We start from the raw sequence: 13,306 nt of genomic DNA, 5'->3' as shown, positions 1-13,306 counted from the left end.
GTTCTCCGGGCGTCGGCTCCGTGGTGGCGGGCGGTGGCTCCCCGGTGGCGGCGCTCGGTTCCGCGGTGGCGGGGCTGAGCGGTCGCGGGGCCGGTCTTCGGGCGGCGGCTTCGCGGTGGCGGCGCTCGGTGGTGGCGGGGCTGGTCTCCGGGCGTCGGCTCCGTGGTGGCGGGCGGTGGCTCCCCGGTGGCGGCGCTCGGTTCCGCGGTGGCGGGGCTGAGCGGTCGCGGGGCCGGTCTCCGGCGTCGGCTCCGTGGTGGCAGGGGCCGTGTGATGGCGGGGATGGTCTTTGAGCTGCGGTTACGTGGCGACGGGGCCGGTCTTCAGATGACGGCTCCGTGTCGGCTCCGCAGTGGCGGGGGTGGTCTTCGGGCGGCGGCTTCGTGATGGCAGGGCTGGTCTTCGGGTGGCGGCTCGGCGGTGGCGGCGCTCGGTGGTGGCGGGACTGATCTTGGGGCGGTGGCTCCGTGTCGGCTCCGCGATGAGGGGCGGGTGGTGGCGGGGCGGGGCGGGGTCGCAGGTGGTGGCGCCGCGGTGGCGGGGCTGGGTGGCGACGGAGCTGGTCTTGAGGTGGCGACTCCGTGTCGGCTCCGCGGGTGGTGGCTCCGCGGTGGCAGGGCTCGGTGGTGGCGGGGCTGGTCTTCGGGCGTCGGCTCGGTGGTGGCAGGGACTGCGTGATGGCGGGCTGGTCTTTGAGCGGCGGTTCCGTGTCGGCTCCGTGGTGGCGGGGATGGTCGTCAAGTGACGGCTCTGCGGCGGCTCCGTGGTGGCGGGCTGGTTTTTCGGGCGGCGGCTCCGCAGCGGCGTCTGCGGTGGCAGGGGCTGCGTGATGGCGGGGCTGGTCTTTTGAGCGACGATTCCGTGTTCGGCTCTGCCGTGGCGGGGCGGCGGGGTGGGTCTTCGGGTGTGGCTCCGCGGTGGCGGGGTTCGGTGGTGGCGAGGCGGGTCTTCGGGTGGCGGCTCCGCGGTGGCGGCGCTCGGTTCCGCGGTGACGGGGCTGAGTGACGACGGAGCTGATCTTCAGGTGGCGACTCCGTGTCGGCTCCGCGGGTGGTGGCTCCGCGGTGGCGGTGCTGGGTGGTGGCGGGCTGGTTTTCGGGCGGCGGCTCCGCAGCGGTGTCTGCGGTGGCCGGGGCCGCGTGATGGCGGGGCTGGTCTTTTGAGCGACGGTTCCGTGTCGGCTCTGCCGTGGCGGGCCGCGTGGCGACGGGGCCGGTCTTCAGGTGGCGGTTCCGTGTCGGCTCCGCGGTGGCGGGGGTGGTCTTCGGGCGGCGGCTTCGTGGTGGCGGGGCTGGTCTTTGGGTGGATCGGCGGGGACGGGCGGGGGTGGTCTTTGGGTGGCGGCTTCGCGTCGGATCCGCGGTGGCGGGCGGGTGGTGGCGGGGGTGGTCTTTTGGGTGGCGGCTCCGCGTCGGATCCGCGGCGACGGGCGGGTGGTGGCGGGGCTGCTCCGCGGGTGGCGGCTCCGTGGTGGCGGGGGTTCCGTGGTGGCGGGGCTGGTCTTTGGGTGGCGGCTCCGCGGCGACGGGCGGGTGGTGGCGCGGGTGGTCTTCGGGCGGCGGGTTCCACGACGGCATCAGCGGCGGGCGGGTGGTGGCGAGGGTGGTCTTCGGGCGCGGCTCCGCGGTGGCGGGGCGGGTCTTCGGCAGGCGGCTCGGCGGTGGCGGTGGCGGTGGCGGGGCTGCGTGGCGACGGGGGCCGGTCTTCAGATGGCGGTTCCGTGTCGGCTCCGCGGTGGCGGGGGTGATCTTCGGGCGGCGGTTCCGTGGTGGCATCCGCGGCGGGCGGGGCTGAGTGGCGGCAGGGCTGGCCTTCAAGGCGGCGGGGGCGAAACAAGAACCGGCCCCGAGGCGGTGAGCGCCACGGGGCCGGTGAAGGCGGAAAAGTGCGGGTCAGGCGGGAGCGGGCGAGATCGGGGCCACCGCGACCGCCGCCTGCTGCTTACGAGGCCGGCGGCGCCACACGAAGTAGGTGCCGATCGAGCCGCCGATGCCCAGGGTTGCGATCATCGCGCCGGCGATGGACATGCCGAGTGTGTCGCCGCGGGCCGTGGCCGAGCCGAGTGCCGCGTAGGCGATCGTGGCGGGTAGCGCGCCGAGGGTGGTGCCGGCGATGAAGGTGGCCGGCCGGACGCGGGTAGTGCCGAAGACGTAGTTGGCGACGCAGAACGGTACGAACGGGATCATCCGCGAAATGATCACTGCGACGATGCCGCGGTTGGCCACTGCCTGCTCCACGGCCAGGAAACGGCCGGAGAGGTGGCGGGCCATGAAGTCGCGGCCGAGGAAGCGGCCGATCATGTAGGCGATGAAGGCGCCCAGGATGACGCCCGCCATGATGTACAGGACGCCGCCGGCGAAGCCGAACAGGACGCCGCCGACGCCGGCGAGCAGGGTCCGGGGGACCAGGGCGGTGGTCAGGAGGGCGGCGCCGATCACGGCGATCGCCGGGGCGAACGGGTGGTCAGGCCCCATGGCATGGGTCAGCGACGATTTGTCTGGGTGGATGATCAGCATCACCACGGACAACGTCGCGACCAGCAGGGCGAGCAGCCCGAAGCGCAAGGCGGCTCCGGTGCGCCACCACTGCTGTGGGGCTTTCGGGGTCGTCTGGTCGCTGCGCACCCGACCTAGCCTAGGCCCGGAATGCCAGGATGCCGAGTCCGATGACGACCCAGCAACCAGAAGTTCACGATCGTGCACCGATCGTCGTACCCTCCCAAAGTGATCCAGAAATGATGTTGATCGGCAACGGGACGGATGTACACGCGTTCGAGAAAGGGCGCGAGTGCTGGGTCGCCGGCCTCAAATGGGAGGGTGTCGACGGGCTCGCCGGGCACTCCGACGGCGACGTCGCCGCCCACGCGATCTGCGACGCGCTGCTGTCCGCGGCGGGCCTGGGTGACGTCGGGGCGATCTTCGGCACCGGCCGCCCGGAGTGGGCCGGCGCCAAAGGGGTGACCCTGCTGGCCGAGGCCGCCAGGCTGGTCCGTGAGGCGGGTTATGAGATCGGCAACGTCTCCGTGCAGGTGATCGGCGTCGCCCCCAAGGTCGGCAAGCGCCGCGCCGAGGCCGAGGACACGCTGAAGGCGGCGATCGGCGCGATCGTCCGGCTGTCCGGCACCACGACCGACGGGCTCGGCTTCACCGGCCGGGGTGAGGGCCTCGCCGCCACCGCCGTTGCCCTGATCTATCCGGTTCCGAAGGAGTAGACCGTGAACGACATGCTGCGCGAGCTGCTGGACCGCCGGGCGTTCCTGGTGCTCAGCACGATCAACCCCGACGGCGCCCCGCAGTCCAGCGTGATCTGGGCCAAGCACGACGCCGGTGACGTCGTGTTCTCGACCATCCGTGGTCGCCGCAAGACCCGCAACATGGAGCGCGACCCGAGGGTATCCATCTGCGTGTACGACCCCGCGAACCCCTACCGCCACGTGGAGGTCCGCGGCACCGTCGCCATGGTCGAGGACGGCGGGCCGGAGCTTATCGACGAGCTCAGCCGCGCGTACGACGGCAGGCCCTGGACCGAGAAGGTCCCGGGCGTCACCCGCGTCGTCTGCCGCCTCACCGCGACCAGGGTGATCGAGCACTAACCGTTGCGGGCCCAGGTCCAGGCGTAGGCGGTGTCCTCGACCGACAGGCCGGGCTCGCACAGGTCTAGCGGGCGGAAGGTGTCGAGCATGACCGCCAGTTCGTCGAAGGCCTCGGCACCGATGGCGCGTTCGACGGCGCCGGGCTGGGGGCCGTGGGTGAAGCCGCTGGGGTGCAGCGAGATCGAGCCCTGGACGATGCCGGACCCGCGCCGGGCCTCGTAGTTGCCGCCCGTGTAGAAGAGGACCTCGTCGCTGTCGACGTTGTGGTGGTTGTACGGCACGGGGATGGCCAGCGGGTGGTAGTCGACCTTGCGCGGGACGAACGAGCAGATGACGAAGTTCGGGCCCTCGAAGGTCTGGTGGACCGGCGGCGGCTGATGGAGGCGGCCGGTGATCGGCTCGAAGTCGTGGATCGAGAACGCCCACGGGTAGAGGCAGCCGTCCCAGCCGGCGACGTCGAACGGGTGGTTGACGTAGACGTGCTCGGTCCAGCCGCGCCGGTGCTGCACGAGCACCGGCACCTCCGACCCTTCCGCGAGCAGCGGCTCTGAGGGGCCCCGGAGGTCACGTTCGCAGTACGGCGAGTGCTCCAGGAACTGGCCGCGCTTGGACAGGTACCGCTTGGGCGGCCCGATGTGCCCCGACGCCTCGATCACCAGCAGCCGGACCTGGTCCGAGGTGGGGACGAGGCGGTGGATGACCGAGGTCGGGATGATCGCGTAGTCGCCGGCGTCGAGGGTGAGCGCGCCGAACACCGACTCGACGCGCAGCGTCCCGGACTCGACGTACAGGCATTCGTCGCCGATCGCGTTGCGGTACAGCGGCGACGGCGTCGTGGCGAGCACGTACGACATCCGGACGTCGTCGTTGGCCAGCAGGTGCTGCCGGCCGAGGACCGCGTCCGAAGCGGACGGGAACGACAGCTTGTGCGTCTGGAGGTGCCGCGGCTGCAGCGGCAGGTTCGGCGCGCGCGTCGTCGCGAACGGCGTGACCGTGGTGGCGGATAGGATCGCTGTCGGTCGATGCTTGTGGTACAGCAGGGAGGAGTCGCTCGAAAAACCCTCCTGCCCCATCAGCTCTTCCGCGAACAGCGAGCCGTCCGGCTGGCGAAACTGGGTGTGTCGCTTCGGTGGGACTTCGCCCACGCGACGGTAGTACGGCATCAGATGCCTCCCGGAAGAAAGAAACCGTCCGGATATCGGACGAAGTTGTCCGCCCTGTATAGCGTCCATTAGATTCGGAAGCTGTGTCAAACGCAGTACCGCCTCTGCTGACCGCCCTGGTCGACGACGCCGCCGTCTTCCCGCCGGGGAGCCTCCCGCTGCCCGACGCCGTCCCGGCCCACCTCGGCCACCGCGACGGCCCATGGGCGGCGATGATCGGCCCGCTGCTGGTCCCCGCCGCCGCCCTGCCCCAGATCGCCGCGACCGTCGCCGTCGGCGTGGTCGGCGAGCCCGGTGCCGTCGGCCCGGCCCTCGAGTCGATCCCGGCGCACCTCACCGTCCGGCAGGTCGAGTCCCCGGTCGCCAAGCGCGGCGAGGACCCCGCGCCCGGCATCGACCGGCTCGCCGAGCTGGCCCGCAAGCACGGCGACCAGCCGTGGAGCTGGTATTTCGAGGTGCCGCTCGCCTGGGGGCTGATGCAGGCCCTCGACCGGCTCGCCGAACTGCGCGCCGAGGGGCTGCCGGCCGCCGCGAAGTTCCGCACCGGCGGACTGGCCGCCGAGCTGTTCCCGTCGCCGGTCGAGCTGGCCGCGGTGATCTGCGCCTGCCGGGACCGGGAGCTGCCGTTCAAGCTGACCGCCGGCCTGCACCACGCGGTCCGGCACACCGACCCCGACACGGGCCTGGTCCACCACGGCTTCCTCAACGTCCTCGCCGCGACCCTCGCCGCGGCCGGCGGCGCCGAGCCCGCCGACCTCGCCGGCCTCCTCGCGGCGACCGACAGTCACCCCCTGGCCGCGATCGTCCGCGACGCCCTCGACGAGCCCCGGCCCCTGTGGGTCGGCTTCGGCAGCTGCAGCGTCGACGAGCCGGTCACCGACCTGACCAACCTCGGCCTACTCCCCCGAGAGGTGCCCGCGTGACCACCTGGCAAACGCCGACCGACGACGACCCGTTCGGGCTGCACAACCTGCCGCTGTGCGCGACCCGCGACGGCTGGGTCGGCGTCCGCGCCGGCGATCTCATCCTCAACCTCGCCGCCGCCGAGGAGGCCGGGCTGGTCGACGCCGGCGGCACGTTCACCGGCGCGAAGACCCTCAACCGCTTCCTCGCCACCGGCCGGCCCACCTGGACCCGGGTCCGGGAGCAGCTCACGGAGCTGTTCACCGGCGCGCGGACGGCCACGATCGGGGGAATGCTGCACCCGGTCGAGGGGACGGCGCTCGCGCTGCCGTTCGAGGTCGCCGACTACGTCGACTTCTACTCCTCCGAGGAGCACGCGAACAACCTCAGCAGGATCTTCCGGCCCGACGCGCCCAACCTGCTGCCCAACTGGAAGAGCCTGCCCATCGGGTATCACGGACGCGCCGGCACCGTCGTCGTCTCGGGCACCGACATCCCGCGCCCGCACGGCCAGCGCAAAGCGCCCGACGAGGACCGGCCCAGCCACGGCCCGTCCCGGCGGCTCGACGTGGAGGCCGAGCTCGGGTTCGTCGTCGGCGCACCCTCCGAAGGGGTGATCGACGTCGACGACTTCCGCGAGCACGTCTACGGCGCCGTCCTGGTCAACGACTGGTCCGCCCGGGACATCCAGGCGTGGGAATATCAGCCGCTCGGCCCCTTCCTCGGCAAGTCCTTCGCCACCTCCGTGTCCCCCTGGGTGGTGCCCCTGGACGCGCTCGAGCCCGCCAGGGCCGCGGCCGTCACGCAGGACCCACCGGTGCTGCCCTACCTGCGGGAGTCGGAGCGCTACTCGTACGACATCCGCTGCGAGATCCGGTGGAACGGCACCCTCGTGTCGCAGCCGCCATACGCGGGGATCTACTGGACGCCGGCGCAGCAGCTCGCCCACCTCACCGCCAACGGCGCCTGGGCGCGCACCGGCGACCTGTACGCGTCCGGCACGATCTCCGGCGCCACGCCCGAGCAGACCGGATCGTTCATCGAGCGGACATGGAACGGCGCACATCCCGTCCGCCTGGACGACGGCACGACCCGTAGCTTTCTGCTCGATGGCGACACGGTCACGATTTCGGCCTCCGGGTGGTGCTCCGGCGGCGCCATGGTTGGCTTTGGTGAGGTGACCGGCACGGTGGTGACGCGGGTGTGAGAAGCCCGGCGATCGAAGGTCGCCGTGAGCAGAATGCGACTATCGCCGGGTATGGTGCCCGGCGGAGGTGGTTATGGGGACCGGTGGTGCGGGGCGGCGATTCAGCGTGCGTCCACGGAACTGGCCCCGGTCCTTGCGCCGGGTCCTCACCGCGCTCTTCGCGATCGTGGTCATCGCGGCGATGGGTGTCACCGCGTATCGGACCCTCAAGCCTGCCGAGACGGTCAGCAGCGCCAAGAAGCCGGTGCCGTCGCCCGAGCCGATCAAGTCGATCCAGTATGCGGAGCTGCCCTCCGCCCCGCTGATCGTCGAGGGCCGGCTGCGCGTCTACACCGAGCAGCGGCGCGTCTTCGCCGACACGCCCGTGACCGCGCAGCGGTTGATGACGCCGCACTGGGCGTATCGGCGCTGGCCCGCGGAGGTCGTCTCGATCGTCGCCGTCGAGAAGCCCGCCAGCGGCGTCGGCATGTCCGTGGTCGTCACCAAGTGGTCCGACGGTGAGATCGTCGCCCTCGACGCCGAGAAGGGCGACATCGTCTGGCAGGTGCGCATCGACCCCGCCGACGGCGAGACGTTCAAGGGCCGCCGCACCGGCGCGAAGACGGTGTACAGCCCGGAGGACCTCTTCGTCACCACCTCAGCGCTCGATCACCAGCCGATCGTCATCGCCACCGGCAAGGACGTCGTGCAGGCGATCGACCCGGTCGACGGCAAGATCCGCTGGACGCACTCCTTCGCCGCCACCCCCAACTGCCACTCCGTCGACTGGACCAGCCTCGACGCGTACTTCGTGAAGGACACCTGCGCGAAGCCCGCCACCCTCGAGGTGTACGACGCAGGCACCGGCACCCTGCTCACCACGTGGCGCCCGCCGGGCGCGTCGATCGGCCCCGACAACGTCACGAACTGGTTCCTGGAGCCGACGTCCTGCCAGCTCGGCCGCTCCGGCTGCGCCATGTTCAAGGCCGCCCCGACCGGCGACGTGGTCAGCTACGCCGACGCGGCGTCGGGCGTCGGCAGCATCACCCCGACGTACTGGTCGCTCGGCGCCGACCACATCGTCAAGCCCGAGACCGTGCCCGACAAGGACAAGGTCGTCGTGGTCGGCGACGTCCTCGCCGAGCAGGTCGTCGGCGGCTACATCTGGGCCTTCTCCCGCAGCACCGGGCAGCGGCTGTGGATGTCGGAGGTGTCCGGCACGCTGATCGGCGCCGACCAGCGCAACGTCTACCTGATCAACCGCGACTACCAGCTCCTGGTCCTCAACCTGGTCACGGGTGCCGTCACGTCGAGCACCGAGCTCCGGATCCGTCCCGAGGACCGGTTCGTGTTCAGCGAGCTGTACCTGCACGGCGGCTACCTCGTGGTCGAGCGCCTGCACACCACCAACGCGTCGGAGATCGACGACAAGTACTACTTCAGCATGAACACCGTCGTGCTGGTCGGCATCGGCTGATGCGGGCCGCCGCTCTGGTGCTGGTGTCCGCCGCGCTCCTGGCGGGGTGCGGCGGTGGCGGCGCCGATCATCACGCGCCGGCCGCCGGCTCCGGCGGTTCCGCCGCCGCGCCGGCCTCCGTGGCCTCGTCACCCGGGGTGTTCAACGCCACGGACGTGCAGTTCGCGACCGACATGATCCCGCACCACCGGCAGGCCCTGGAAATGGCTTCGCTGGCGTCCTCGCGCGCGTCCGACGCGTCGGTGAAGGCCATCGCGGCGAAGATCCGCCAGGCCCAGGAGCCCGAGATCGCCACCATGTCGGACTGGCTCAAAGCCTGGGGTGAGCCGGTCCCCGACGCCGCGCATCACGAAATGGGTGACCTGGGTGGCATGCCGGGCATGCTCACCGACACCGAGCTCAGCAAGCTGGCCGCGGCGTCCGGCCCCGCCTTCGACACGATGTTCCTGACCCTGATGATCAAGCACCACGAGGGCGCCGTCGAAACCGCGCAGACCGCCCAGGCTCAGGGCTCGGCGGTCAAGCAGCTCGCGGGCGCCATCGCCGCGAGCCAGACCGCCGAGATCACCGAAATGAAAGCCCTGCTCGACAAACTTCCCTAGAGGCAGTCGAGGAAGGCGTCGTTCTCGCCGGGGGAGCTGATCGTCACGCGGACCCCGTCGCCGGCGAAGGCGCGGACGATCACACCCGACTCCTCACACTTCTGGGCGAAATCGAGGGCGGCGTCGCCGAGCGGCAGCCAGAAGAAGTTGGCCTCGGTGTCGGGGACGTCCGGGTACACCTTGCGCACCGCGGCGACGACCCGCTCCCGTTCGGCGGTGATCAGGTCGACCCGGCGCTGCATCTCGTCGGACGCCTGCAGCGCCGCGAGGGCCGCGGCCTGGGCCGTCGCGGACGTGGAGAACGGCGTGACGACCTTGCGCACCGCGGCGGCGACCTCCGGCGAGCCGATCAGGTAGCCGACCCGCAGGCCCGCCAGGCCCCACGCCTTCGACAGGGTGCGCAGCACCACGACGTTCGGGCGGTCGCCATACGTGGCCAGGCCGTCGGGCACGTCGGGGTCGGTGACGAACTCGCGGTACGCCTCGTCGAGGGCGACCAGGACCGTCGGCGGCACGGCGTCGAGGAACGCGTCGAGCTCGGCCTTGCGGCTCGCCGTGCCGGTCGGGTTGTTCGGGTTGCAGACGATCACGAGCTTGGTCTTGTCGGTGATCGCGGCCGCCATCGCCGGCAGGTCGTGGGCGTGCTCCGCGGTGTTCGGCACGCGGACGCTGGTCGCCGCGGAGGCGGCGGCGATGATCGGATACGCCTCGAAGGAGCGCCACGCGTAGACGGCCTCGTCGCCGGGCAGGCAGGTCGCGCGGAAGAGGTGCTCGAACAGGGCGACCGAGCCGCAGCCGGTGGCGATGCGGTCCGCGTCGACGCCGAGCCGGTCGCTGAGCGTCGCGCGCAGCGCGGTGGCGCCCGGGTCCGGGTAGCGGTGCGCGCCGGCGATCGCCGCGGCGACCGCGTCGACGACGCCGGGCAGCGGACCATACGGGACCTCGTTGCTGGCCAGCTTGATCGCGCCGGGCACGGTGCGGCCGGCGACGTAGGCGGGCAGGGCGTCGAGGTCAGGGCGGGTGAGGCGGGTCATGACGGGTCTCCGGTCGGCTTCGATGGCGAGGACGGGACCGCGACGTCCCGCACCACGACGGTGCCGGCCGAGCGGTCGTGGAAGGCGCGGTGCAGCGGCCAGTCGATCACCGGGGAGAGGCTGTCGAGGAACTGCAGCACGAACCCGACGCCGCAGGTCCACAGCAGCACCGACAGGCCGAGCGGATTCCAGCGGCGGATGGCCCGGCCGTAGCCGATGCGGTCCTCGCTCTCCATCCGCATGACCTTGATCTTCAGCAGGCGCTTGCCGAACGTCTGGCCTGTGTTGGCGATCGCCGGCACCTCGTAGGCGAACCAGAGCGCCGCGATCAGGATCAGGATCACGACCTGCAGGGTGCCGGCCCGCTCCGGCTGCACGATGTCGCTGGTCGACTCGTTGGCCTTGAAGCGCTCGTACGACTCCCGGAAGACCGGCATCATCAGGTGCACGTACTGGTAGACGAACCAGCCGGTCACCGCCGCGTTGATGAGCAGCAGCGCGGCGATGTCGACGAGCCGCGCCACCAGCCGGGCGCCGAGGTTGGCGACCTGCCGGCCGTGCGCCGTCGCCGCCATCGGCCCACCCGCGGCGAGCCCGTGCGGCGGGAGCAGCACCTGCACCGCGCCGGTCGGATAAGCGCCGGGTGGCAGCGTGCCCTGCGGCTGCACGCCGGGTGGCAGCGGCGCCCCCGGCGGCAGGACGATCGCGCCGGGTGGCAGCTGGCCGGGCGGGAACCCACCGGGTGGCACCGGCGTGCCCGGCGGCAGGATCACGGCCCCCAGCTGCGGCGCGGGCGCGGCAGGCGGCGGGGGCGGCGGTGGCGGCGCGACGGCTGGCGGCCCCGCCGGCGGGACCGCGTCGGCCGGGAGCGGCTCACCGATCCAGCCTTCACCGTCCCAGTACCGCTGAACGGCCGGGTCGACGGGGTCCTTGTACCAACCTGGAGCTGTCACCTGTTGACCTTAACCACAACCGTCTGCGCCACCTTGTCGTGCAGGCACTGCTGGAACGGCTTGTCCCAGAGCTGCCACAAGCCGTCGATCCAGGAGAAGAACGGCACGAAGATCGCCACCACGTATTGCATCAGCCAGCGCTTGCCGGCCACGCCCCGGGTGATCGGCGCCGACGGGTCGTCGAGCCGGATGAGCGTCAGACCCAGCGCCCGCTTCCCCAGTGTGACACCGCGCCGGGACGGGAACAGCTCGACGTAGTACACGTAGCTCATCCCGATCATCACGACGAAGATCGCGATGTAGATCAGGATGATCGGCCCGACGAGCAGCGCGGCGTCGGGCTCCTCGACCAGCTGGCCGGTCACCGGATCGGTCTCGAACTGCGACGCCTGGGTCCCGATCCACGCGATGATCGCGAACATGGCCGGGATGAGCACCAGCATCGACAGCACTAGGAAGACGCATGCGTCGATGAGGTACGCGCCGAGCCGTGCGCCGAACCCGGCGAGCGGCTGACCGGTCGGCGCCACCGGCACCGGCGCGGGACCGTAGTAGCTCTGCGCCGGCACGCCGTAAGCGCCCTGCGGGTATCCCTGGTTATAGGGGTTCTGCTGAGGCTGCTGCTGCTGGGGGTACGTCACCCCGACAGTGTTACAGGTTCCCGCGACGTTCCTGCTCTCGCTCGATCGCCTCGAAGAGCGCCTTGAAGTTGCCCTTGCCGAAGCCGAGCGAGCCGTGCCGTTCGATCAGCTCGAAAAAGACCGTCGGGCGGTCCTGCACGGGCTTCGTGAAGATCTGCAACAGGTAGCCGTCCTCGTCCCGGTCGACCAGGATGCCGCGCGACTTCAGGTCCTCGATCGGCACCCGTACCCGCCCGATCCGCGCCCGCAGCTCGGGGTCGTCGTAATACGAGTCGGGCGTGACCAGGAACTCCACCCCGGCCGCCCGCATCAGGTCGACGGTGCGCAGGATGTCCCCGGTCGCCAGGGCGATGTGCTGCGCGCCCGGCCCGCCGTAGAACTCCAGATACTCGTCGATCTGCGACTTCTTGCGCGACACGGCGGGCTCGTTGAGCGGGAACTTCACCTTGCGGGTGCCGCTGGCGACGACCTTGCTCATCAGCGCGGAGTACTCCGTCGCGATGTCGTCACCGACGAACTCCGCCATGTTCGTGAAGCCCATGACCCGGTTGTAGAACTCGACCCACTCGTCCATCCGGCCCAGCTCCACGTTGCCGACCACGTGGTCGACCGCCTGGAAGTACCGCTTCGCCGGCGGCGCCACGATCGGCTGCCGGGCGACGAACCCGGGGCGCCACGGGCCGCTGTACCGCGACCGGTCGATCAGCGTGTGCCGGGTCTCCCCGTACGCCGCGATCGCCGCCACCCTGATGACCCCGTGCTCATCCTGCTCGTCATGCGGGGCCTCGAGGCCCGTCGCGCCCTGCCGCAGCGCGTGCGCATAGGCCGTGTCGACGTCGGGCACCTCGAGCGCGATGTCGGTGATCCCGTCACCGTGCCGCTCGTAGTGCCGGGTCGCCTCGGCCTCCCGGTGTACCCCACCCGCCAGCACGAACATGGCCGAGCCGGACTTCAGCACGTATTCGGCGTGGTCCCGATAGCCCTGCTCAGGCCCCCGATACGCGACCAGCGTCATCCCGAACGCCGTCGAGTAGTAATGAGCGGCCTGCTTGGCGTTACCGACGTAGAACCGGACGTGATCGAGCCCGGTCAGCGGGAACGGGTCATGCGACACGTCAAGATCGACAGCACCGATGAGCTCGTTGACGTCTTCGACAGCGCGGGTCATGGTCCCAGCGTCGCCGCAGATTCGGCGGCTGGGCAACCAACGCTATTCTGCATGGTCAGGTTGCTCATTTTGCTGGTGGATTCGGGGGTACTGGTGGACAAGTTGCCCAGTCCGATCGACGCACTCGACGCCCGGCTGATCGCGCTCCTCGCCGCCGAACCGCGGATCGGCGTCCTGGAGTGCTCCCGCCGCCTGCACGTGGCCCGCGGCACGATCCAGGCCCGCCTCGACCGCCTCACCGACCGCGGCGTCATCCGCGGCTACGGCCCCGACATCGACCCGGCCGCCCTCGGCTACGGCGTCACGGCCTTCGTCACCCTGGAGATCCGCCAGCGCTCCGGCCACGACCCGGTGGCCGCCCACCTGGCCGGCATCCCCGAAGTCCTGGAGGCCCACACCATCACCGGCTCGGGCGACCTGATGTGCCGGATCGTCGCCCGCACCAACAGCGACCTGCAGCGCGTCATCGACCTGGTCATGAGCTTCGCCGGCATCGAGCGCTCCTCGACGATCATCGCCCTCGCCGAGCAGATCCCCCACCGCACCTTGCCCCTGGTCGCCGCCGCGGCCCGGACGCCCTAGACAGG

At 71.2% G+C, this 13,306-nt stretch carries 13 protein-coding genes; 7 read left to right on the top strand and 6 right to left on the bottom strand.

Annotated features, from left to right (window positions below):
• Positions 1 to 1,892: 1,892 nt before the first annotated feature.
• Positions 1,893 to 2,624, bottom strand: coding sequence for a TVP38/TMEM64 family protein (locus ACZ6TV_RS50725; RefSeq protein WP_465308118.1), 732 nt, complete (start codon positions 2,622 to 2,624; stop codon positions 1,893 to 1,895).
• Between the two features lie 110 nt (positions 2,625 to 2,734).
• On the opposite strand from ACZ6TV_RS50725, the gene ispF reads away from it, so the two are divergent.
• Positions 2,735 to 3,211, top strand: coding sequence for a 2-C-methyl-D-erythritol 2,4-cyclodiphosphate synthase (gene ispF, locus ACZ6TV_RS50720; protein ID WP_465308116.1), 477 nt, complete (start codon positions 2,735 to 2,737; stop codon positions 3,209 to 3,211).
• A gap of 12 nt (positions 3,212 to 3,223) precedes the next feature.
• Positions 3,224 to 3,592 carry a PPOX class F420-dependent oxidoreductase gene (locus tag ACZ6TV_RS50715; protein WP_465308151.1) on the top strand — a complete coding sequence of 123 codons (369 nt, stop codon included), beginning with the start codon at positions 3,224 to 3,226 and terminating at the stop codon, positions 3,590 to 3,592.
• Here ACZ6TV_RS50715 and ACZ6TV_RS50710 read toward each other — a convergent pair.
• Positions 3,589 to 4,755 carry a homogentisate 1,2-dioxygenase domain-containing protein gene (locus tag ACZ6TV_RS50710; RefSeq protein WP_465308114.1) on the bottom strand — a complete coding sequence of 389 codons (1,167 nt, stop codon included), beginning with the start codon at positions 4,753 to 4,755 and terminating at the stop codon, positions 3,589 to 3,591. The genes ACZ6TV_RS50715 and ACZ6TV_RS50710 overlap by 4 nt on opposite strands.
• Before the next feature lie 83 nt (positions 4,756 to 4,838).
• Between ACZ6TV_RS50710 and ACZ6TV_RS50705 the strand changes: the two genes are divergently transcribed.
• From ACZ6TV_RS50705 to ACZ6TV_RS50690, 4 genes are all read left to right on the top strand, one after another.
• Entirely contained in the window at positions 4,839 to 5,678 is an 840-nt protein-coding gene (locus tag ACZ6TV_RS50705) for a hypothetical protein (protein WP_465308112.1), read from the top strand.
• Complete coding sequence (gene fahA, locus ACZ6TV_RS50700) at positions 5,675 to 6,865, top strand: fumarylacetoacetase (protein WP_465308110.1); 1,191 nt, start codon at positions 5,675 to 5,677, stop codon at positions 6,863 to 6,865. The genes ACZ6TV_RS50705 and fahA overlap by 4 nt, the downstream gene beginning before the upstream one ends.
• 106 nt (positions 6,866 to 6,971) lie before the next feature.
• The gene (locus tag ACZ6TV_RS50695; protein WP_465308108.1) at positions 6,972 to 8,321 is read left to right on the top strand and encodes an outer membrane protein assembly factor BamB family protein; all 1,350 of its coding nucleotides are present in this window, start codon (positions 6,972 to 6,974) and stop codon (positions 8,319 to 8,321) included.
• Positions 8,321 to 8,923, top strand: a complete 603-nt coding sequence (locus ACZ6TV_RS50690; RefSeq protein WP_465308106.1) for a DUF305 domain-containing protein — start codon at positions 8,321 to 8,323, stop codon at positions 8,921 to 8,923. The genes ACZ6TV_RS50695 and ACZ6TV_RS50690 overlap by 1 nt, the downstream gene beginning before the upstream one ends.
• Here the strand turns inward: ACZ6TV_RS50690 and hisC are convergent.
• The 4 genes from hisC to hppD are packed head-to-tail and all read right to left on the bottom strand — an operon-like array spanning position 8,920 to position 12,719.
• A complete protein-coding gene (gene hisC, locus ACZ6TV_RS50685) occupies positions 8,920 to 9,957 on the bottom strand; it encodes a histidinol-phosphate transaminase (protein WP_465308104.1) in 1,038 nt (345 codons plus the stop codon). The two genes, ACZ6TV_RS50690 and hisC, sit on opposite strands and share 4 nt — an antisense overlap.
• Complete coding sequence (locus ACZ6TV_RS50680; RefSeq protein ID WP_465308102.1) at positions 9,954 to 10,910, bottom strand: RDD family protein; 957 nt, start codon at positions 10,908 to 10,910, stop codon at positions 9,954 to 9,956. Before ACZ6TV_RS50680 ends, hisC begins: the two co-directional genes overlap by 4 nt.
• The gene (locus tag ACZ6TV_RS50675) at positions 10,907 to 11,551 is read right to left on the bottom strand and encodes an RDD family protein (protein WP_465308100.1); all 645 of its coding nucleotides are present in this window, start codon (positions 11,549 to 11,551) and stop codon (positions 10,907 to 10,909) included. Before ACZ6TV_RS50675 ends, ACZ6TV_RS50680 begins: the two co-directional genes overlap by 4 nt.
• 10 nt (positions 11,552 to 11,561) lie before the next feature.
• Complete coding sequence (gene hppD, locus ACZ6TV_RS50670; RefSeq protein ID WP_465308098.1) at positions 11,562 to 12,719, bottom strand: 4-hydroxyphenylpyruvate dioxygenase; 1,158 nt, start codon at positions 12,717 to 12,719, stop codon at positions 11,562 to 11,564.
• Between the two features lie 102 nt (positions 12,720 to 12,821).
• Between hppD and ACZ6TV_RS50665 the strand changes: the two genes are divergently transcribed.
• The gene (locus ACZ6TV_RS50665) at positions 12,822 to 13,301 is read left to right on the top strand and encodes an Lrp/AsnC family transcriptional regulator (RefSeq protein WP_465308096.1); all 480 of its coding nucleotides are present in this window, start codon (positions 12,822 to 12,824) and stop codon (positions 13,299 to 13,301) included.
• The last annotated feature ends 5 nt before the right edge of the window (positions 13,302 to 13,306 follow it).

This window comes from Dactylosporangium sp. NPDC051087 (genome assembly GCF_055586325.1).
Note: the sequence above shows the minus strand (reverse complement) of the source record. Positions and strands in the feature narration are given on the sequence as shown.